Source organism: Synechococcus sp. Cruz-7E5 (genome assembly GCF_024345995.1).
GTDB lineage: Bacteria > Cyanobacteriota > Cyanobacteriia > PCC-6307 > Cyanobiaceae > Regnicoccus_A.
This window is the reverse complement of record NZ_JAGQCE010000014.1, coordinates 1-18,544: the sequence shown is the minus strand read 5'-3', so window position 1 is coordinate 18,544 and position 18,544 is coordinate 1. Positions and strand designations below refer to the sequence as shown.

Annotated in this window: 21 protein-coding genes and 2 tRNA genes; 10 read left to right on the top strand and 13 right to left on the bottom strand. The window is 67.5% G+C overall.

The genetic code is table 11. From position 1 onward, the window contains the following. Positions 1-17: 17 nt before the first annotated feature. The 7 genes from proC to KBY77_RS13375 form a co-directional block, all read right to left on the bottom strand. Positions 18-830 (bottom strand): pyrroline-5-carboxylate reductase, encoded by an 813-nt coding sequence (proC, locus tag KBY77_RS13405; protein WP_255105574.1) that lies wholly within the window; start codon positions 828-830, stop codon positions 18-20. After that, positions 827-1,426, bottom strand: a complete 600-nt coding sequence (locus tag KBY77_RS13400) for a cell division protein SepF (RefSeq protein ID WP_255105397.1) — start codon at positions 1,424-1,426, stop codon at positions 827-829. Before KBY77_RS13400 ends, proC begins: the two co-directional genes overlap by 4 nt. A 94-nt stretch (positions 1,427-1,520) precedes the next feature. Further along, positions 1,521-2,168 (bottom strand): YggS family pyridoxal phosphate-dependent enzyme, encoded by a 648-nt coding sequence (locus KBY77_RS13395; RefSeq protein ID WP_255105395.1) that lies wholly within the window; start codon positions 2,166-2,168, stop codon positions 1,521-1,523. Positions 2,169-2,174: 6 nt separating this feature from the next. Next, complete coding sequence (locus KBY77_RS13390; protein ID WP_255105393.1) at positions 2,175-2,453, bottom strand: PipX family protein; 279 nt, start codon at positions 2,451-2,453, stop codon at positions 2,175-2,177. Positions 2,454-2,475: 22 nt separating this feature from the next. Next, positions 2,476-3,408, bottom strand: coding sequence for a CbiQ family ECF transporter T component (locus KBY77_RS13385; protein WP_255105390.1), 933 nt, complete (start codon positions 3,406-3,408; stop codon positions 2,476-2,478). Positions 3,409-3,421: 13 nt separating this feature from the next. Further along, positions 3,422-4,789, bottom strand: a complete 1,368-nt coding sequence (gene der / locus KBY77_RS13380; protein WP_255105387.1) for a ribosome biogenesis GTPase Der — start codon at positions 4,787-4,789, stop codon at positions 3,422-3,424. 145 nt (positions 4,790-4,934) lie between these two features. Beyond that, on the bottom strand, positions 4,935-5,450 hold the full coding sequence (locus tag KBY77_RS13375) for a DUF1823 family protein (RefSeq protein WP_399212880.1): 516 nt from the start codon (positions 5,448-5,450) through the stop codon (positions 4,935-4,937). A 4-nt stretch (positions 5,451-5,454) separates the two neighbouring features. On the opposite strand from KBY77_RS13375, the gene dusB reads away from it, so the two are divergent. Continuing rightward, complete coding sequence (gene dusB, locus KBY77_RS13370; protein WP_255105558.1) at positions 5,455-6,474, top strand: tRNA dihydrouridine synthase DusB; 1,020 nt, start codon at positions 5,455-5,457, stop codon at positions 6,472-6,474. Here the strand turns inward: dusB and KBY77_RS13365 are convergent. After that, positions 6,387-7,130, bottom strand: coding sequence for a DUF4079 domain-containing protein (locus KBY77_RS13365; protein ID WP_255105382.1), 744 nt, complete (start codon positions 7,128-7,130; stop codon positions 6,387-6,389). The genes dusB and KBY77_RS13365 overlap by 88 nt on opposite strands. Beyond that, positions 7,127-7,924: an SAM-dependent methyltransferase gene (locus tag KBY77_RS13360; RefSeq protein WP_255105556.1), complete on the bottom strand. Its 798-nt coding sequence runs from the start codon at positions 7,922-7,924 to the stop codon at positions 7,127-7,129. The genes KBY77_RS13365 and KBY77_RS13360 overlap by 4 nt, the downstream gene beginning before the upstream one ends. Positions 7,925-8,071: 147 nt before the next feature. Between KBY77_RS13360 and KBY77_RS13355 the strand changes: the two genes are divergently transcribed. Further along, positions 8,072-8,638 carry a cupin domain-containing protein gene (locus tag KBY77_RS13355; RefSeq protein ID WP_255105380.1) on the top strand — a complete coding sequence of 189 codons (567 nt, stop codon included), beginning with the start codon at positions 8,072-8,074 and terminating at the stop codon, positions 8,636-8,638. On the opposite strand, the gene KBY77_RS13350 is transcribed toward KBY77_RS13355, so the two are convergent. Both KBY77_RS13350 and aroQ read right to left on the bottom strand, forming a co-directional pair. Beyond that, positions 8,635-9,240, bottom strand: coding sequence for a tRNA-(ms[2]io[6]A)-hydroxylase (locus KBY77_RS13350; RefSeq protein ID WP_255105376.1), 606 nt, complete (start codon positions 9,238-9,240; stop codon positions 8,635-8,637). The genes KBY77_RS13355 and KBY77_RS13350 overlap by 4 nt on opposite strands. Beyond that, complete coding sequence (gene aroQ / locus KBY77_RS13345; protein WP_255105374.1) at positions 9,237-9,677, bottom strand: type II 3-dehydroquinate dehydratase; 441 nt, start codon at positions 9,675-9,677, stop codon at positions 9,237-9,239. Before aroQ ends, KBY77_RS13350 begins: the two co-directional genes overlap by 4 nt. 37 nt (positions 9,678-9,714) lie before the next feature. Here aroQ and KBY77_RS13340 point away from each other — a divergent pair. From KBY77_RS13340 to KBY77_RS13325, 4 genes are all read left to right on the top strand, one after another. Then, positions 9,715-9,796: transfer RNA gene (locus tag KBY77_RS13340), tRNA-Tyr, on the top strand. An 11-nt stretch (positions 9,797-9,807) separates the two neighbouring features. Further along, positions 9,808-9,879 (top strand) — tRNA-Thr (locus KBY77_RS13335). A gap of 239 nt (positions 9,880-10,118) precedes the next feature. Next, the gene (locus KBY77_RS13330) at positions 10,119-11,576 is read left to right on the top strand and encodes an aldehyde dehydrogenase family protein (protein WP_255105372.1); all 1,458 of its coding nucleotides are present in this window, start codon (positions 10,119-10,121) and stop codon (positions 11,574-11,576) included. Positions 11,577-11,668: 92 nt separating this feature from the next. Beyond that, positions 11,669-12,811, top strand: a complete 1,143-nt coding sequence (locus tag KBY77_RS13325; protein WP_255105370.1) for a LysM peptidoglycan-binding domain-containing protein — start codon at positions 11,669-11,671, stop codon at positions 12,809-12,811. A 20-nt stretch (positions 12,812-12,831) separates the two neighbouring features. Here KBY77_RS13325 and KBY77_RS13320 read toward each other — a convergent pair whose 3' ends face one another. After that, positions 12,832-14,328: an ATP-dependent DNA helicase RecQ gene (locus tag KBY77_RS13320; RefSeq protein ID WP_255105367.1), complete on the bottom strand. Its 1,497-nt coding sequence runs from the start codon at positions 14,326-14,328 to the stop codon at positions 12,832-12,834. 45 nt (positions 14,329-14,373) lie between these two features. Further along, on the bottom strand, positions 14,374-15,396 hold the full coding sequence (locus tag KBY77_RS13315; protein ID WP_255105363.1) for a hypothetical protein: 1,023 nt from the start codon (positions 15,394-15,396) through the stop codon (positions 14,374-14,376). A gap of 171 nt (positions 15,397-15,567) precedes the next feature. Here KBY77_RS13315 and KBY77_RS13310 point away from each other — a divergent pair, with 171 nt between their 5' ends. From KBY77_RS13310 to mtnC, 4 genes are all read left to right on the top strand, one after another. After that, positions 15,568-15,777 (top strand): photosystem I reaction center subunit IV, encoded by a 210-nt coding sequence (locus KBY77_RS13310; RefSeq protein WP_094555785.1) that lies wholly within the window; start codon positions 15,568-15,570, stop codon positions 15,775-15,777. Positions 15,778-15,913: 136 nt separating this feature from the next. Then, positions 15,914-16,759 (top strand): DNA-formamidopyrimidine glycosylase, encoded by an 846-nt coding sequence (locus KBY77_RS13305; protein WP_255105360.1) that lies wholly within the window; start codon positions 15,914-15,916, stop codon positions 16,757-16,759. Positions 16,760-16,809: 50 nt separating this feature from the next. Then, the gene (mtnB, locus tag KBY77_RS13300; RefSeq protein WP_255105357.1) at positions 16,810-17,499 is read left to right on the top strand and encodes a methylthioribulose 1-phosphate dehydratase; all 690 of its coding nucleotides are present in this window, start codon (positions 16,810-16,812) and stop codon (positions 17,497-17,499) included. Between the two features lie 35 nt (positions 17,500-17,534). Then, complete coding sequence (gene mtnC, locus KBY77_RS13295) at positions 17,535-18,290, top strand: acireductone synthase (RefSeq protein WP_255105355.1); 756 nt, start codon at positions 17,535-17,537, stop codon at positions 18,288-18,290. Positions 18,291-18,544: the final 254 nt, after the last annotated feature.

Genomic DNA, 18,544 nt, shown 5'->3' with positions numbered 1-18,544 from the left:
GGTAGCCAGCTGGATGCCTAGCCGGCGTTGAGGGCCCGACTGCGCTCCGCCGCTGCCAGCACCGCCTCGATCAGAGCGCTGCGCACCCCCGCCTGCTCCAGCTGACGCAAGGCCGCGATCGTGGTGCCAGCCGGACTGGCCACCATGTCCTTGAGCTGGGCCGGATGCAGGCCCTGCTCCTGTATCAGTTTCACCGAACCAGCCATCATTCCCAGGGCCAGCTCCTGGGCCAGGGGCCGGGGCAGGCCCGAGGCCACGCCACCATCAGCGAGCGCCTCCAGCAGAACCGCCGCCATGGCAGGTCCTGAGGAGGCCAGGGACAGCAGACCATCCAGCTGGCTCTCGGGCAGCTCCTTGACAACCCCGACGTGGGCAAAGAGATCGATCACCCACTGGCGCTGCTCGGCTGGCAGGTCGTCGCCCCAGGCAAGACCGGTGATGCCGGCGCCCACCAGGCAGGGAGTGTTGGGCACGGCACGCACGCAACGCCAGCCGGGGAAAGACCGCTCCAGCCGTCTCAGGGTCACCCCGGCCAGCACTGAAATCAGCAACGGAGCGTCGTCGCCAGCGGGGGGCGGCGGCGCGGCGGCCGCAACCGCTGCAAGCAGCTGGGGCTTGACCGCCAGCAGCACGGCTGGAGCAGCCCAGGCCAGAGAGGGATCACGACCCACGGCCACACCGAGCTCCACCTGGAGGCGCCGGGCCGAGTCTGCGCTGGCGACCACGGCCTGAACCTGATCACGGGGGATCACTCCCTGATCAAGCAGCGGCACCAGAAGAGCCCGGGCCATGCGGCCCAGACCGATCACACCAAGACCGGAGGGCTTCAGAGACTGAAACCGGAGGCGGAATCCTGACGGCCCCAGGCAGGGCTTGGAGCGGCCGGATCGCTCTCGGCGCCGGCGGGTTCGCGGCTGGACACGATCGTGGGCGAGGAGGGTTCTTCGCTGTTGGCGGTGGTGACCGTGACACAACTGGGGGCGAACAGGAAAATGCTCTCGCCCACCCGCTCCTGGTGGCCATCGATGGCGAAGGTGCCGCCCGCCACGAAGTCGACCGCACGCTGGGCCTGGTCGGGCTCCATCATTGTGAGATTCAGGATGACGGTCTTGCGGTCACGCAGGGCCTGGATCGCCCGGGGCATCTCATCGAAACTCCGCGGCTCCATCAGGGTGACCTCCGCCGCCGAGGAGGACAGCCCCGGCATGCCGATGACGTTGCTGGAGGAGCTGACGGAGCCGAAGGGATCATCGCTGCTGAAGTCGCTGGTCAGGGCGAGGGCACTGCCGCTGGAGAGGGCCGGACGGCCTGAGGGTGCCGAGGTGGCAGGCGAATCGCCGGGGTCGTAGTCCAATTCGTCGTCGTAGTCACCGTCGAGGTAGTCGTCTCCGGAAACGACGGCACGCAGGCGGGAGAACAACGACACCGTGGGCACCTTCGGATGGAGATGTACCTACTTAGCGTCCCATGCCTTCGGTTGCAACTGGACACAACCTGGATACCGATTTCCGACACAAGGTTCAGGTCCTGGCGCCGAACAGGGCCGAGCCGATCCGCACCCAGGTGCTGCCGGCCCGCACCGCCTCGGGCCAGTCGTTGCTCATGCCCATCGAGAGCTCACCAAGGCCCAGGGTCGCTGCCAGCGCAGCACAGTCCTGGAACAGCCTGAAGCGCTGATCGGCCTCCAGCCCCAGGGGAGCGATCGTCATCAGACCCACCGGCACCAGGGGCTCCAGCGCCCGTAACCGGGGCCACAGCCGCTCCAGCTCCCCGGGCTCGAATCCCGTCTTGCCGGGATCGCTCCTCAGCTTCACCTGAAAGAACAACCGAGGGCTGAGTTGCTCCTCGGCGGCGATCCGCTGCAGCCGCTCGGCCAGGGCAAGACCATCGACGGAATGGATCGTGCCGAAATGGCGCAGCACCCCCCGGGCCTTGTTGGCCTGCAGCCTGCCGATGAAATGCCAGTCGAGCGGCTCGAGATCGGCCAGTTCCACCTGCTTGGCCTGCGCCTCCTGCAGGCGGCTCTCGCCGAAGCTGCGCAGCCCCAGGGCCACCGCCTCACGCAGACGGACCGCCGGCTGTCCCTTGCTGACCGCCAGCAGACGAGCCTGGGGGGGCAACTGCCCCTGCAGGGCCTTCAGCCGCTGGGCAAGGGCGTCAGCGGGCATCTCCGATCAGATGAAAGTCTGATCGAACAGCTGGCGCCAGCGGGGCAGATGCACACTGCGATCACGCCGGGCCCGCGCCAGGTTCTGCTCCGCCACGTGGCGAGCATCCATCAGCGGAATCACCTCGAACTGGGCCCCGCGTGGCTGCAGGGTCACCAGGAAGAACATCCGCTGGGCGTAGAGGGTGGCGAAGAGATCGCGACCTTCACCCGCCGGAGCCACCCGATACAGGAGACCGAATGTCGGATGATTGAGATAACGCTCTGTGGTCGCGTCGACGCTCACTGACGGCTGCAATGGCTACAAATTACAGCGCACCGTACTGCCAGCGCAGTCCGAGGAACACCACCAGGGCTCCAGCCGCCACCAGGTTGAGCCAGCGAGCCGCCCGCCGGGCCAGCCGTATCTGGGCCGGCGGCACCCACTGCCCGCCCCTGGCCATCAGGGCTTCGGCCCCCTGCTCCGAGCGCAGCAACAGGTTGGCGAGCAAGCGCTCCGCCACGGAAAGCAGCAGCCCGAGCCCACTCTTCCAGCCCAGGCTCTTGAGGTTCACGGCCCGGGTCGCGATCGAGCGCAGCAGGTTCTGGAACTCCTCCTGCACCAGCGGCAGAAAACGCAGGGAGAGGAGCAGGGTGAAGCCGAGCCGCTCCACCGGCAGCCCCAGAGCGCCAAGCGGCGTGATCACCCAGCTCAGCGCCCACACCAGTTCCTCCGGCGGGGTGGAGAGCAACAGCAGGTTGGCGCTGTGCAACAGGGTGAACAGCAGCGTGGCGCTGTTCAGACCGAGCTCCGCGGAGCGACGGTTCACCACCAGCGGCCCGATCGGCAGCGGCCCGAGCTGGACCGGCCCCAAGCGCAGCACCTCCCAGCTCAGCCCTTGACGCTGGGGAGCTGGCCCGCCTGCGGGGGGTGGGGCCAGCAGGAGTTCCCGAGGGGAACGCATCGCACTGGCGGAGGCCACCACCCCCACAGGCACCAGGGAGGCCAGCAGGCCCACCAGCAGGCAGAGGGCCAGCAGCACCGGCAGGTTGCGCCGCCAGAGGCGCCAGGGGAGACCGCAGACGGCCGTGATCAGCAGCAGCAGCGCCACCAGGGTCAGACGCCACTGGGGTCCAGCCAGGACCGGCGTGGCCAGGAAGGCCAGGGTCCAGCCCAGCTTCAGTCGGGCATCGAGCCGCCGCAGCCATCCCCGCTGCCCATCGACGTACTGGCCGATGGGTAGCTGACGCAGCCAGTCCATCAGGAGCGCACCATCAGGAGGCGGAGCGGCTCTGCTGCTTGGCCAGGTCCTTCTCGGCGTCGCGCTGCTGCTTGCCGCGCCAGAACAGCCGGATCGGAGAGCCATCGAAACCCAGACCTTCGCGGATCTGGCGCTCCACGTAGCGGCGGTAGGTTTCGCCGAACAGCTTCGGGTCGTTCACGAACAAGGTGAAGCTGGGCGGCCTGGTGGCCACCTGGGTGCCGTAGTAGATGCGGCCCTGGCGCCCACCGCGACTGGTGGGGGGCGAACGCCAGCTCACAGCCTCCTGCAGCACCTCATTCACCACCGAGGTGGTGACCCGGCGGCGATGCTGCTCAACCGCCATAAGGGCCAGGGCAAAGATGCTCTCCACCCTCTGGCCGGTCAGGGCGGAGGTGAACAGCATCGGCGCCCAGTCGAGGAAATAGAGCTTGGCGCGCAGCTCCTTCTCCATCGCAGCCATGGTGTGGCTGTCCTTCTCGATCGCGTCCCACTTGTTGACCACGATCACGCAGGCGCGGCCGTCCTCTTCGATGCGCCCAGCCACCCGCTGATCCTGTTCGGTGACGCCATCGAGGGCATCGATCACCAGAACACACACGTCACTGCGCTCCACCGCCTTGAAGCTGCGGTTGATGCCGAAGTATTCAGGGCCGTAGCTGACGCTGCGGCGGCGGCGGATGCCGGCGGTGTCGAGCAGCTTCCAGGTCTTGCCTTCCCGCTCGATCGTGGTGTCGATCGTGTCGCGGGTGGTGCCGCGGATCGGGCTCACGATCGCCCGCGCTTCGCCGCAGATCGAGTTGAGCAGGCTGGATTTGCCCACATTTGGCCGCCCGATGATCGCCAGCTGGATCGGTTCTTCCGTCTCCTCTTCAGGAGTGGTGGGCAGGTAGCCGATCACCTTGTCAAGCAGGTCACCGGTGCCGGCCCCGTGAATGGCCGAGACGGCATGGGGCTCACCCAGGCCCAGGCCCCAGAAGTCGGCGGCCATGGCCAGGCCCTGATCCGGTGATTCGCACTTGTTCACCGCCAGCAGCACGGGAACCTTCTGCCCCCGTAACCAGTCGGCGATGGCCTGATCGGCGGCGGTGAGGCCCTGCTGGCCATCGACGATCACCACCGCCACGGCAGCTTCTGCCAGGGCCAGGTTGGCCTGCTCGCGGATCTCCGGCAGGAACTCACTGTCGTCATCGAAAACGAGACCGCCGGTGTCGACCACACGGAAACGACGATCCCCCCAGAACCCCTCCTGGTAGGTGCGATCACGGGTGACGCCGGGCTGATCGTGAACGATCGCCTCACGGCTGCGGCAGAGCCGATTCACCAGGGTGGATTTGCCCACATTGGGCCGCCCGATGATGGCGACGACTGGAAGCGCCAAGAACTGTTATCTCAACAACGATTACCTGCTTCAACCCTACAGACTGAAGCAGCTTCGATAAATCGCCTCGATCCGCAGTGGCAGCACCTGGCTTCCTGCGTCTTGCGTGAGGCCTCATCAGTGCTTGATCTTCAGTGAGCCGGCTTCAGTGCACCGGTGGATCCCCGGGGTGCCCCTGAAGCGGCGACTCTGGTGGCACCAGCGGCTCAGGCAGCGGCCCCTGCTCGGGCAGATCCTCCCCACGGGCCGCCAGATCGGCCAGCAGCCAGTTCACCGCCGTGGCCCGGCGCGTGCGGCGCGGCACCAGTTCGCCGATCCGGTAGCCGGCGAAGCCGAGCTGGCCTTTGAGCAACTGCTTGTGCTCCGCGGGGATGGAGCGGGTCAGGCGCACGCTTGCTGGGCGCGTGGCGATCAGCTCCGGTGCCTGAGGGAAGGCCTCGGCCCAGGCGGCCGGCGTGGCTGAGGTGGCCAGCCAGGGCTCGCTGGTGCCTGGCTTGCCCGCAGGATCGCTGACCGCGCCGGCTTGGGGCCGATAGCCCAGCCGCCGCCAGATCAGCTCACAGACGAAGCGGTCGCTGAGGCGGTCGTCCAGGATCATCATCAACAGAGCACGGCTGAGTGGCTGGGGATCCGGGCCGCCCTCCGGCTGCGACGCTGACATGGCCATGGCTATCAGCTTCTTAAACGATGCACCCCTGAGCCTGCCGGGTCGCGGAACGCCGCGGAGCCTGCGCTGCCGGGTGCTGCAGTCACCCCTGGCCGGCGTGAGCGACCGCATCTTCCGTGGCTTCGTGCGCCGCTGGGCTCCCGATGCCCTGCTCTTCACCGAGATGGTCAACGCCACCAGCCTGGAGCTGGGCCACGGCAGCGACAAGATGGCGGGACTGGGGGCTGAAACCGGGCCGATCGCCGTTCAGCTGTTCGACCACCGGCCCGGTGCGATGGCGGAGGCGGCCCGGCGGGCCGAGGGGGAAGGCGCCTTCCTGATCGACATCAACATGGGTTGCCCAGTGCGCAAGATCGCCCGCAAGGGAGGCGGCAGCGGCCTGCTGCGCGACCCCGCCCTGGCCTGCCGGATCGTCGAGGCCGTAAGCGCGGCCGTCACGGTTCCGGTCACCGTCAAGACCAGGCTGGGCTGGTGCGGCGACTCCTCCGATCCGGTGGGCTTCGCCCTGGCCCTGCAGGCGGCTGGAGCGCAGGCCCTCACCCTGCATGGCCGCACCCGCGAGCAGGGCTTCTCCGGATCAGCCGACTGGGACGCCATCGCCCGGGTGAAGCAGGTCCTCTCCATTCCCCTGATCGCCAACGGCGACATCAGCGGCCCCGAGCAGGCCCTCGACTGCCTGGAGCGCACCGGCGCCGACGGCGTGATGGTGGGCAGGGGCACACTCGGAGCCCCCTGGCTGGTGGGCCGCATCGACGCCGCCCTGAGCGGCAGGCCGCTGCCGCCGCTGCCGGGCACCCCTGAACGGCTTGCCCTGGCACGGGAGCACCTGGAGGCCCTGGTGGCGGCCAGGGGCGAGCAGGGGCTGCTGATCGCACGCAAGCACCTGGGCTGGACCTGCCAGGGCTTTGCCGGCGCCGCCCGGCTGCGCCATCAGCTGATGCGGGCCCCCAGTCCATCGGCGGCGCTGGAGCTGCTGGCCGGAGCTGGGCAGATGCGCTTCTCGAAGTCGCAGGAGTAGATCGCCGGCTTCTGCCAGCTCACCGGAATTTCAAGCAGGTCGCGGCTGCCGGTGATCGCCTGAACCGCCAGCAGCACCGCCACCAGGATGTTCACGCTCACGTGCAGGCGGCGCATCTTCAGGGAGCGGAAGATCTCCGGCTTGGCCGACATCGAGAACAGCATCAAGCCGGTGAGCAGCACACCGCTCCAGTAATGGGAGGCCCAGAACGCCCCCTCGAAGGGGTTATCACTCAGGCGCCAGATCTCCGGCTGACTGCCCAGCCCCAGCAGACCCGCCCAGGTGAGCAGCGCGAAGCAGGCCCGCAGATTGGTGGACTTCACCCTCCAGAGGGCCAGCAGGCTGGCGAAGGTGCCCGCACTCACCACCAGCAGCAGAGCCAAGCGCTGGACGCCACCGGCGAAAGGGGGCTCGGGCGTGATGAATTTGTTGGTGAAGGAATAGATCAGGGCCACCAGCACCGCCACCACCATCCCCACGGTCAGCCAGCGACCGTGATCGGCATGCTCCACCCCCACCGTGGGCGGCTGGGGGTGGATCTTCAGCCGACGCTCCCTGGCCAGGATTCCCAGGCGAATGGTCGCCCCCACCACCGGATACACGAACAGAATCACCAGCACCGGGTGGAGCAGGGCGAACCAGTCGATTGGATTCATGGGCCTCCAGGCGGTTCACTCAGGCAAGCATCCTGGCCGTGATCAGCCCAGTCCGCACCGGTGTCGGGGAGCACCTCGGGCCAGCCGCAGCGGATCAGCAGCAGGGAGAAGTAGGAGGAGGCTCCATCCCCATCGGGCGGCACCGTTGAGGCCGGCGCCACCGTCTGCTCGGGCCAGCCCACGCGCCGGGCAAAGAGGGCGCCCTCCAGCAGCCCCAGGCGATCCAGCAGGGGACGCACCCAGCTCCAGCGGGCACCCAGCTTGAGCAGGGCCAGCACCGGCCTCTGGCCTTCAGGGCCGGCCAGAGCAGTCTCCAGGAGCGTCTGCAGTTCGGCGGGATCATCCGGGGTGGGCAGCACCTGCAGGGTCTGTCGTTGCAGGGCCAGGGGCCAGGCGCCTGCCGCCGCCGCCGCCGAAGCAGCTGTGATCCCGGGGATCAGGCGGAGTGGACAGCCCGGGTGGCGCTCCAGCAGCTCGAGCAGCACGTAGGAGGCACTGGCGAACAGGGAGACATCGCCCTCGCACAGCAGCACCACCCGCCGTCCGGCCGCCACCTCCATGGCCAGGGCCTCGGCGGCCAGGTGCCAGGCGCGGCGGCGCGGAGCCGGCTCCGCCACCATCGGAAACAGCAACGGCAGGCGCCGCTGCTGCGGCCTCAGCCAGGGAGAGACGATCCGGGCGGCCATCCCCTCGGCCTCCAGCCGCGCCACCGGGTAGGCCACCACCTCAGCAGCCTGGATCGCCCGCACCGCCGCCACGGTGCAGAGCTCGGGGTCACCGGGGCCGACCCCCACCAGCACCAGACCCGGCCCGGGGTCCGAACCGGAGGCGGCACCCAGCACCGAGGCTGCATCAAAGCGATCGATCACAGGGTTGCTCCTGGCGGCGCCTGCCAGCACGCTTTCTAGGCTGAAGACCGATCCCCTCGCCGCTGCGCCGCCGTGAGCCGCCTGCAGATCCACCCCGTCAACCCGCCAAAGCCAGGCCAGAGCAGCCCGGCCAATGCCCCGTTCAGCAGCGACGACGGCACGGTGATCGCAGCCGAGCTGGCCACCCGCGGCCTGCGCTTCGAGCGCTGGCCGACCCGGGGTGAGCTGGCGGAAGGCGCCGATCAGGAGGCCATCCTCAGCGCCTATGCCAGCGAGGTCGCCCGCATCCAGTCCCAGGGGCCCTACCCCAGCGTCGATGCGATCCGGCTCGGCCCGGACCACCCGGAGCGACAGGCCCTGCGGCAGAAGTTCCTGGCCGAGCACACCCACGCCGAAGACGAGGTGCGCTTCTTCGTGGAGGGGCAGGGACTGTTCTGCCTCCACATCGGTGAGGAGGTGCTGCAGGTCCTCTGCACCAGGGGCGACCTGATCGGCGTGCCCGCCGGCACTCGCCACTGGTTCGACATGGGCGCGGCCCCCAGCTTCACCGCCCTGCGCTTCTTCAACAACCCCGACGGCTGGGTGGCCCGGTTCACCGGGGACGACATCGCCTCCCGCTACCCCCTGCTCGACCCCTAACTGTGCATCCGGGGCTGGGGGTGGAGCCGGGCCAGCAGCTCGGCTTCCCGGGCGGCCAGCTGCTCCAGCCGCTCCATCACCACAGAGCGGGGCCAGCGGCGCTCACACAGCACCCAGTAGAGGCCGAAGTGACGCGCCTCACTGGCCAGCAACTCCCCATAGAGCTGCCGCAGCTCGGGGTCAGGGCTGTGGGCCGCCAGCAGGGCCATGCGTTCGTGACTGCGGGCTTCGATCAGCCCCGCCACCAGAAAGCTGTCGAGCATGCGCTCGGGTTCCGGGCGCCGCACCAGCTTGGCGAGGGCCGCGCCGTAGGGGGGCGCGGCCAAGGGACGCAGGGCCTGGCCCCGGCTCCCCAGCAGGGCCAGCACGCGCTCGAAATGCTCCAGCTCCTCCCGCGCCAGGGGGCTGAGGGCCTCCGCCAGGGCCTCGTCGGAGGGGTAGCGGAACATCAGCTGCAGGGCCGCTCCGGCCGCCTTGCGCTCGCAGTGGGCGTGATCGATCAACAGATCCAGCGGATGGGCCAGGGCCTGCTCCAGCCAGTCGGGGCTGGTGGGCGCCGCCAGCCAGCGCACCCGTGCCACCGCTGCCGCCGGGGCAGTCACGGGCGGCTGCGCAGGTGGTCGACCAGGCCTTCGAGAGCCAGCCGATAGCTGGTCGGCCCGAAGCCGCAGATCACGCCCACGGCGCGGTCTGCGAGGAAGGAGTGATGGCGAAAGGGTTCGCGGGCATGGGTGTTGCTCAGGTGCAGTTCCACGTAGGGGATGGCCACCGCCAGCAGGGCATCGCGCAGGGCGATCGAAGTGTGTGTGTAGGCGGCAGCATTGATCAGGATGCCGGAGCTCTGGCCGCGAGCCGCCTGGATGCGGTCCACCAGGGCGCCTTCGTGGTTGCTCTGGAACCAGGCCAGCTCCACACCCAGCGCCATGGCGCGCCCGGAGAGATCGTCGCGGATGGCCTCAAGGCTCGAGGTGCCGTAGAGACCAGGCTCGCGGCTGCCCAGCAGGTTCAGGTTCGGACCATTGAGGGCGAGCAGCTGCATGAGGAAGGTCGGCTGGTAAGTTGTCGAGGTGTGGTTCGGGTCGGTGCCCGAGTGGTTAATGGGGGCGGACTGTAAATCCGCTGGCTCTGCCTACGTTGGTTCAAATCCAACCCGGCCCACCTTTCCACATGCCCTTGTAGCTCAGCGGTAGAGCACTCCCTTGGTAAGGGAGAGGTCACGAGTTCAAGTCTCGTCAAGGGCTTTTCAACTCACCGTTGTACTGCTCGACTCAGCATTGTGCAGCCTTTTCCTGCAGCTGATTCTGGCTTGTTGATGAGCCCCGAGATGACCAGACTTTCTGCTCAATCTCAGCGCTGATTCATCCGAATCTGTCGTAGCGCTCATCCATGGCGCGCTCATCCATTCGGATGTCCAGGCCGGATCGATTGTCGCGGCCGGACTCCATCTCTGGCCAGACTTGGCTCGGTTGCCACCCCGTCGATGAGCCTGACCTCCCTCTCACCCTCCGCCACCGCCGCTGGCGCAGGCGGGCCCGTTGACCCCGGTGGGCAGTTCTCGACAACCCCCCTGAGGGAGCTGGTGAGTTCGGGGACCACCAGGCCGCTCGCCTGGCGGCGTGCCCAGCTCCAGGCCCTCGACTCGCTGCTGGCGGAGAACGAGCCAGCCATCCTCGAGGCGCTGAGCGCCGATCTCGGCAAACCGCCGGTGGAGGCGTACTTCGAAGTGGTGGCAGTGCGGCAGGAGCTCCGCCTGGCCCAGCAGAAGCTGAAGCGGTGGATGGCACCAAGGCCCGTTGCCGTTCCCCTCTCCCAGCGGCCCGGACGGGCGGAGCTGGTGGCTGAACCGCTCGGCTGCGTGCTGATCATCGGGCCATGGAACTATCCCTTCTCGCTCACGCTCCAGCCCCTGGTGAGCGCCCTTGCGGCTGGCAACACCGCCGTGCTGAAGCCTTCCGAGCAGGCGCCCCACACCTCCGCCCTGATCGCGCGGCTGGCGGGCCGCCACCTCGATCCCCAGGTGGTGGTTGTGCGGGAGGGCGGCGCCGAGGTGGCCGGCGAGTTGCTCGATCTCCCCTTCGATCACATCTTCTTCACCGGCGGCGGCCGGGTGGGACGGCTGGTGATGGCCGCCGCGGCCCGTAATTTGACGCCTGTGACCCTCGAGCTGGGCGGCCGCAGCCCGGCGATCGTGCTGGCCGATGCTGATCTGGAGGTGTCCGCCCGGCGGCTGGCCTGGGGCAAGGGTCTCAATGCCGGGCAGACCTGCATCGCCCCCGACCACCTGCTGGTGGAGGAAACGGTGCGGCCGACCCTGATCGAGCTGCTGCGGGGTGAGTTCCAGCGGGCCTACGGCGACGATCCCCTCGCCTCCCCCGAGCTGGCCCACATCATCAACCAGGCCCAGTTCGAGCGGCTGCTGGCCCTGCTGGAGGGCGCCAGGCGGGATGGCCGGGTGCTCAGCGGCGGCCAGGTGGATCCCCAGACCCGCCGGATCGCACCCACCTTGATCGCCTGCGAGCCTGCCTCCGAACTCCTCTCCGGCATCAACGATCCGCTCCTGGCCGGCGAGCTGTTCGGCCCCCTGTTGCCGGTGGTCGGCATCACGGGGCTGAACGAGGCCATCGACCTGATCCGCCAGGGGCCCAAACCGCTGGCTCTCTACCTGTTCAGCCGCAGCCGCACGGCCCAGGACCAGGTTCTGGCCGGCACCAGTTCCGGCGGCGTCTGCCTCAACGACGTTGTGATGCAGGCGGGGGTGCCGGAGCTGCCCTTCGGCGGTGTCGGCGAGAGTGGCATGGGCCGCTACCACGGTCAGGCGGGCTTCGACACCTTCTCACACCTGCGCAGCGTGCTGCGCCGGCCCTTCCGCTTCGATCTGCCCTTCCGCTACCCGCCCTACGGAGATCGGCTCAGTCTGATCAAACGGCTGCTGGGTTGAGTGCCGAAACGAAGTCGGCCGGGACTCGAGGTGAAGCGGGGGCTGGCGTTCCGGGGAGGTCTCCTTAAGGTTCACCCAGCCGAACGCCATCCATGAGCAGCCCGCAACCCTTGCGCCGTGTCCTGGCCGCCCTGGTCCTGGCCCTGGTCCTGCCCTTGCCTGCCCTGGCGGCGCCCCAACACGTGGTCAAGTCGGGGGAAACCCTCTCGGAGATCGCCGAGCGCTACGGAGTGTCGGTGCAGAGATTGCTTCAGCTCAACGGCATCAAGGACCCCAACCTGGTGGAGGCCGGCACCCGCCTGAAGCTGCCCGATGGGGCCAAGACGGCGCCGCGGGCCGGTTCGGGTACTTCAGGTACCGGCAGCCACACCGTCAGCGCCGGCGAAACCCTCTCAGAGATCGCTGAACGCTATGGCCTTTCGGTGCAGAAGCTGAAGGAGCTCAATGGCCTCAAGGACGCGGATCTGCTGCAGGTGGGGCAACGCCTGAAGGTGCCCCCGGCGAAGAATGCGGCCAAGCCCACGAAGCCCGCCAAGCCCGCCGCCAAGCCAGCGCCCCCCGCGGCGGCAGGAGCGAAGGCCGCTCGGGTGCACGTGGTCAAATCCGGTGAAACCCTCTCGGAGATCTCCGAGCGCTACGACGTGCCAGTGGCCCGGCTGGTGAGCCTGAACAAGCTGGAAGCTCCCGACAACCTGCAGGTCGGCACCAAGCTCAGCCTGGGGCCCGCCAGCGGAACCCCAGCTGCCAAACCAGCAGCTGCAAAACCAGTAACCACAAATCCAGCGGCCACCAAACCAGCGCCGGCCAAATCGACCCCGACCCCCCAGGTGACGGCCCAGCCAGAGCCGAAACCAGACCCAAAACCAGCGCCTAATCCGCCCGAGCAAACCAAGCAACCTGAGCCCCAGGCCAAACCGGCCACCACACCTGCGGCCGCCGCCAAACCCCCTGCCGCCAAGCCCCAACCCAAGCCCGATCCCAGCAACACCGCCCCCCCGGACTGGCGCACCTACGGTCCGCTGCAGGTGGATTTCTCCAACTGGCGGCCGATGGGCGGCAGCCAGGTGGCTCCAGCTCTCAACAGCGGCGGACAGCCGGTGTTCGTGGCAATCAACTGCGCCGCCCGAAAGATCAATGCCACCGGCGCAGCGGGCGCCTGGAAAAGCTGGGAAGATCCCACCACCGATTACGAGGAGCAGCTGATCAAGGACGTCTGCAAGCAGACCGCAGGCTGAAGCTCACCCCAGCTGCGCACTCAGGCCGCCCAGCGCAGCGGCCAGGGCTGGCTTAGGTAGTGGCGTCCAGCGGTGCGCAGCCAGAGACGCTGGCTGCCATCGTCGCTTTCGCTGATCAGCTCCTCCTGCACCAGACGGCGAGTCAGCCATCCCCAGCGCTGCTCATCGCCGGCATGGGCCTGCTCCAGGGCCCCGGCCAGCCGGCGCAGGTCCACCCCGTCCTTCTGAGCCAGGGCCTCCAGTACCCGCGCCGCATCCAGCGACCAGTCGCTGATCGAGCGGGGCCGCCGGCAGACATCGCAGCGGCCACAGGGCGGCACCAATTCCCCCACCGTCAGCAGCAGGGCCTGTTCACGGCAGCCGCTGCCCTCCGCCACGGCCTCCATCCGCCGCAGCTGCTGCTGGGCGATGTCACGGCGCGGGCGCTCCTGGTTCTGGAGTTCCGGACTCATCTGCCGCGCCGAGGCCCGCATCGCCCAGCCCAGGGAGAGCCGATCAGCCGGATCGAACAGCACCAGGCAGCGGGCGGGAAGCCCGTCTCGGCCGGCCCGACCCGACTCCTGCAGGTACCCCTCGGCGCTGGCGGGCAGGTCAAGGTGAAGCACCAGGCCCACATCCGGCCGATCCACTCCCATCCCGAAGGCCACGGTGGCCACCAGCACCGGCGTGGGACTCTCCTGGAAATGCTCCAGGGCCAGCTGGCGACTCTCCGGGTCCATGCCCGCGTGGTAGGCGATCGCCTCACGGCCAGCGGCAGAAAGGCGGGCGGCCCAGTGCTCCACCGAGCGGCGGGTGCGCGCGTAGATCAGCACGGCCCCCCGCGCCCGCTCCAGCGCCTCCAGCACCAGGGCCATCGGGTCCTCTGGACGCCGCTCCATGGCATAGGTCAGGTTGGAGCGCCTGGCCGAACGCACCTGCACAAGGGGGCGCCGCAACTGCAGCAGGCGGATGATGTCGGCGCGCACCCGGGGGGCCGCCGTGGCACTGAGGGCCACCAGCGGCACTCCGGGGCAGAGGCTGCGCAACTGACCCAGCCGCCGGTAATCGGGTCGGAAGTCGTGACCCCAGGCACTGATGCAATGGGCCTCATCCACCGCCAGGGCCACCAGGCGCCCCTGCTCCAGCACCTCCTCCAGCAACTGGCGGGTGGCCTCGGCCTGCAGACGCTCCGGGGCCAGGTAGAGCACCCGCAGCCGATTCTGCTCCAGGCGGCGCAGCAAGGCCCGGCGGCTGGGCAGATCCAGGCCCTGGTGCAGGCTGGCCGCCGGAATGCCCCGCCGTTGCAGCTGGCTCACCTGGTCCTGCATCAGGGCCACCAGGGGGGAGACCACAAGCACCAGGCCCTGCCGCACCAGAGCCGGCAGTTGAAAACACAACGACTTGCCAGCGCCGGTGGGCATGACCGCCAGACAATCCTGACCTGAGAGCAACGCCTCCACCACCGGCCGCTGCCCCGGGCGGAAGGCGGTCCACCCGAAATGACGCTGGAGCTCCGATTCGAGCGGATCCGCCGCCACCGCCACGTCAGCCCCGCACCGCTGCGACCTTAACCCTCGCTCCGCTCAGGGCAAGGGCGGAGGCGTCAGCTGGTCGGGGGTCTCCTCCACCAGCTGCAGGCGCACCCGCTTCCCCCCCGAGAGCTCGCCGAGGGACACCCGCAGGGTGGTGCCGCTCAGACTCTGCAGCGCGGTGAGCAGCTCGCGCAGATGGGGTGTGCTGCTGCCGCTCTCCACCCAGAGGCGTTCCTGCAGCCCCCCCAGCCGCCGCCAGCTGGTGTGCAGCTTGAGCACAGCGCTCTCCAGCTGCTGGGCCTGACCGACCGCATCGGCGAACAGGCCGAGGGCATCAAGCCGCTGGGCCTCCTGCAAGGCCTTCTCGAGATTGAGGTTTCCGTGCTGAAAGGCGCGCACGGCGAGGCCGGCCTCGGCCGCCTTGCTCAGCCAGCGAGCGGTGCTGGTCACATCCTTGACCCGCTCCAGCTCCGGTTCCTCCCGCAGCGCCCGGCGCAGGTCGTCCTGCTGGGGTTCGGGCAGCCTGGCCAGCTCTCGCACCAGGGGGGCCACCACCCGCGGGGGCAGCAAGTTCTCCTGGGTGCGCTGGCGGATCTCCTCGGGCAGCAGCGGGCTGGTGGCGGCGGTGAATTCATCGCTGAGGCGCCGCACCTGCTTGCGGGTGATCTGCTGGCCATCATTGGCAGCTTCACTGATCATCTGCTGAACCTCCGGATCGGCCAGGGCCGTGTCGAGGAAGGCACGCTTGGAGAAGTTGTTCACACTGCCCTCCTCGAGCAGTCCGTCTCCGACGAGGTTGTCGGCGGAATCGGCGAGCTGGATCAGGCCGTAGGCCCGGGTCTTGCTGATCTCCCGCTCCCTGAGCCATTGCAGGAAACCGGTGCCGCGGCCCTCACCGCCCCGCTTCTCCCGGTCCCGCACTGCCCGCAGGATCCTGCCCCGCCAGATCTCCGTCTGCAGATCGAAGCGGTCACAGACGGCCCAGGCCTCCTCCAGACGGGAGAGGAACTCCATGGTGCTGATGTCGTCCCGCTCCGGATCGGGCAGCTCCAGGCTGAGGACGGGTGCCTCCATCGACGACCAGCGGCGCAATCGCTGATGCTGCCACGCAGACCCGAAGCAGTGAGCGACGGGGCGAGCGACGGGCCGAACCAAGAGCCGAACGACGAAACGTGACGCCCTCGGTTCAGAGCCCCTCTGGGGCAGGTATCTTCCGACTGGCAGTCACCCAACAACAGCGCAGCGATGGCGATCTCCCGCGGCGACAAGGTGCGCATCAAGCGGCCTGAGTCTTACTGGTTCAACGAAGTCGGCACCGTGGCGTCCGTCGACACCTCTGGCATCCGCTACCCCGTGGTGGTGCGCTTCGAAAAGGTCAATTACAGCGGCTACAGCGGCTCGGAAGGCGGCATCAACACCAACAACTTCGCCGAAAGGGAACTCGAGTCGGCCTGAGCCCCCCTTCCGAGCCAGCCCGTTCGGAATCCACCGCATCTGATGCGCCATCCGCCGGGAGTCCTGCTTCCGGCGGATTTTCTTTGGTCATGCTGGGGCCTCTGCCTGGCAGGCTGCCTGGATCGATGCTGAACGGATGCCCGAGCTGCCTGAAGTGGAAACGGTTCGGCGCGGGCTGGAACGTCAGCTCACCTCATTCGAGATCGGGCGGGTTGAGGTGCTCAGGCAGCGGGCCATCGCCGCTCCTGAGCAGATCGATCAGTTCCGGGCCGGGCTGATCGGCACTCGCGTCGGAGCCTGGAGCCGTCGGGGCAAGTACCTGATGGCTGAGCTCAGCCGCGACGGACTGCCGGCAGGCCACTGGGGCGTTCATCTGCGCATGACCGGGCAATTTCTCTGGCTGGAGGAGCCCCGCGAGCCCTGCCGCCATACCCGGGTGCGGTGCTGGAGCCGGCAGGGACAGGAACTGCGCTTCATCGATGTGCGCAGCTTCGGGCAGATGTGGTTCATTCCATCCGGCCTCGATTGCTCCAGCGTGATGAAAGGCCTGCAGAAGCTGGGGCCTGAACCCTTCAGTGCGGCCTTCAGCGGCGCCTACCTGAGTCAGAAACTGAAGGGCTCCGTGCGGCCCATCAAGAACGCCCTGCTCGATCAGGCGCTGGTGGCTGGAGTCGGCAACATCTACGCCGATGAATCCCTGTTCGCGGCTGGCCTGGCCCCCCAGCGCCGAAGCGGCAGCCTGAGCCTCGTGGAGCTTGAGCGCCTGCGCCAATCGCTGATCGAGGTGCTCGAAATCAGCATCGGATCCGGCGGCACCACCTTCAGCGACTTCCGGGATCTCAGCGGCACCAATGGCAACTACGGAGGCGTCGCCTGGGTGTATCGCCGCGGCGGTCAACCATGCCGACGCTGCGGCCAACCGATCCAACGGGAGCGACTGGGCGGTCGCAGCAGCCACTGGTGCCCCAACTGCCAGCGTTGAAGTGGATCGGGGACGGTGCGAGAAGATAGGGCCATGCTGTTGAAGGGTCCGTGCCCACATCCGCCCCCGGGGAGCAGGCCAGGGCACTGTGCAACGTCATCGCAGCGATCCATGCCAGGGGCTGGTGCGACGGCACAGGCGGAAATTTCAGCTGCGTGAACCGGCTGGAGCCCCTGGAGCTGCTGATGGCCCCCAGTGGGGTCGACAAAGGCTCGATTCGCCCCCAGGACCTGATCCTGGTGAATGGGGAGGCCCAGGTGATCGACGGCAGCGGTGCTGCCAGCGCCGAAACCCTGCTGCATCTGGAGATCGTCAAATGCACAGGGGCCGCTGCTGTGCTCCACACCCACTCTCAGGCCGCCACCCTGCTCTCCCGCCGCGCCCTGCAGGCCGCGGTAGTCCTTGAAACTGAAGCAACGAATCCAGCTGAAACGGCAAATGCCGTCGAAGCAGCCGTACGGATCGAAGGCCTGGAGATGCTCAAGGGCCTCACCGGCATCAGCAGCCACGACACCTACATCGCCATTCCGGTGCTGGCCAACGATCAGGATCTGCGCCTCCTCAGCAATACCGCCTCATCACGCCTTGGCGAAGCACCCCACGGATTGCTGATCGCCGGACACGGTCTCTATGCCTGGGGCCACGACCTGTTCAGCGCCCGCAGGCATCTGGAAATTCTGGAATTTCTTCTGGAGCAGAGCTGGCGTGAGTTGTTGCTGCCACCCCTCACCAATCCATGACGCGTCCAAGACTATTTCTGGCTGACATCAGCCATGTGCTTCTCGATATCGAAGGCACCACATGCCCGGTGAGCTTTGTGGCCGACACCCTGTTTCCGTATGCAAGGGCTCGGCTGGAGTCCTTTCTGATGGAACACGGGCATGATCCGGATCTGAAACCGTTGCTCTGCGATCTGCAGGAGGCCTGGCACAAAAACAACAGCGACGCCAACGACAACACTTTCCAAAGCGAGAGCGTTCATTTACATGAGCAGGAGTCTCAACACCCACCAGCCATGCAACCCAGCCTTCAACAACTCTGCAGCTTTCTCAAGTTCCTGATCGATGACGACCGGAAACTCACCGCCCTCAAAGAATTGCAGGGATTGATCTGGAATGAAGGCTATGCCAATGGATCCCTGCGCGCTCCCCTGTTTGCCGATGTAGCGCCGGTCCTGGAGCGATGGCACGTCGCAGGACTTCAACTGGCGGTCTACTCATCAGGATCTGTAGCGGCTCAGCAACTCCTCTACGGTCACTCCGATGCTGGAGACCTGCGCCAACTGTTCTGCGGCTGGTTTGACACCCGTGTCGGAGCCAAGCAAGATCCAGCAAGCTATCTCAGGATTGCCGACTCTCTCGGTGCACCGGCCGGCAAGATCCTGTTTATCAGTGACTCCCTGTCCGAACTCAATGCCGCCCAACTCAGCGGCCTGCACGTGATCTTCAGCAGCAGGCCAGGCAATCCAGAAGATAGCCCAGGCCCCTATTCCCAGATCACAACCCTCGAGCAAATCCCCTTCCCATCCTAAACAGTACCAATTTCACTGCAAACGCCAACAACAACTCCGCCGCCATCAACGACATCACAAACAGCCCAACCTGACGTCAAGCACAAAAAAAGCCACCCTGAGGTGGCTTTTAAACAAAACTGATCTAAGCAGCGCTGAAATCAGATATAGAGCATTCAGATTGTTTTATCCTGGCATTGAGCTATTTTTGCAGGAAGCTACCCTCCAACTATCGTCGCCGCTACTGCGTTTCACAACCGAGTTCGAGATGGATC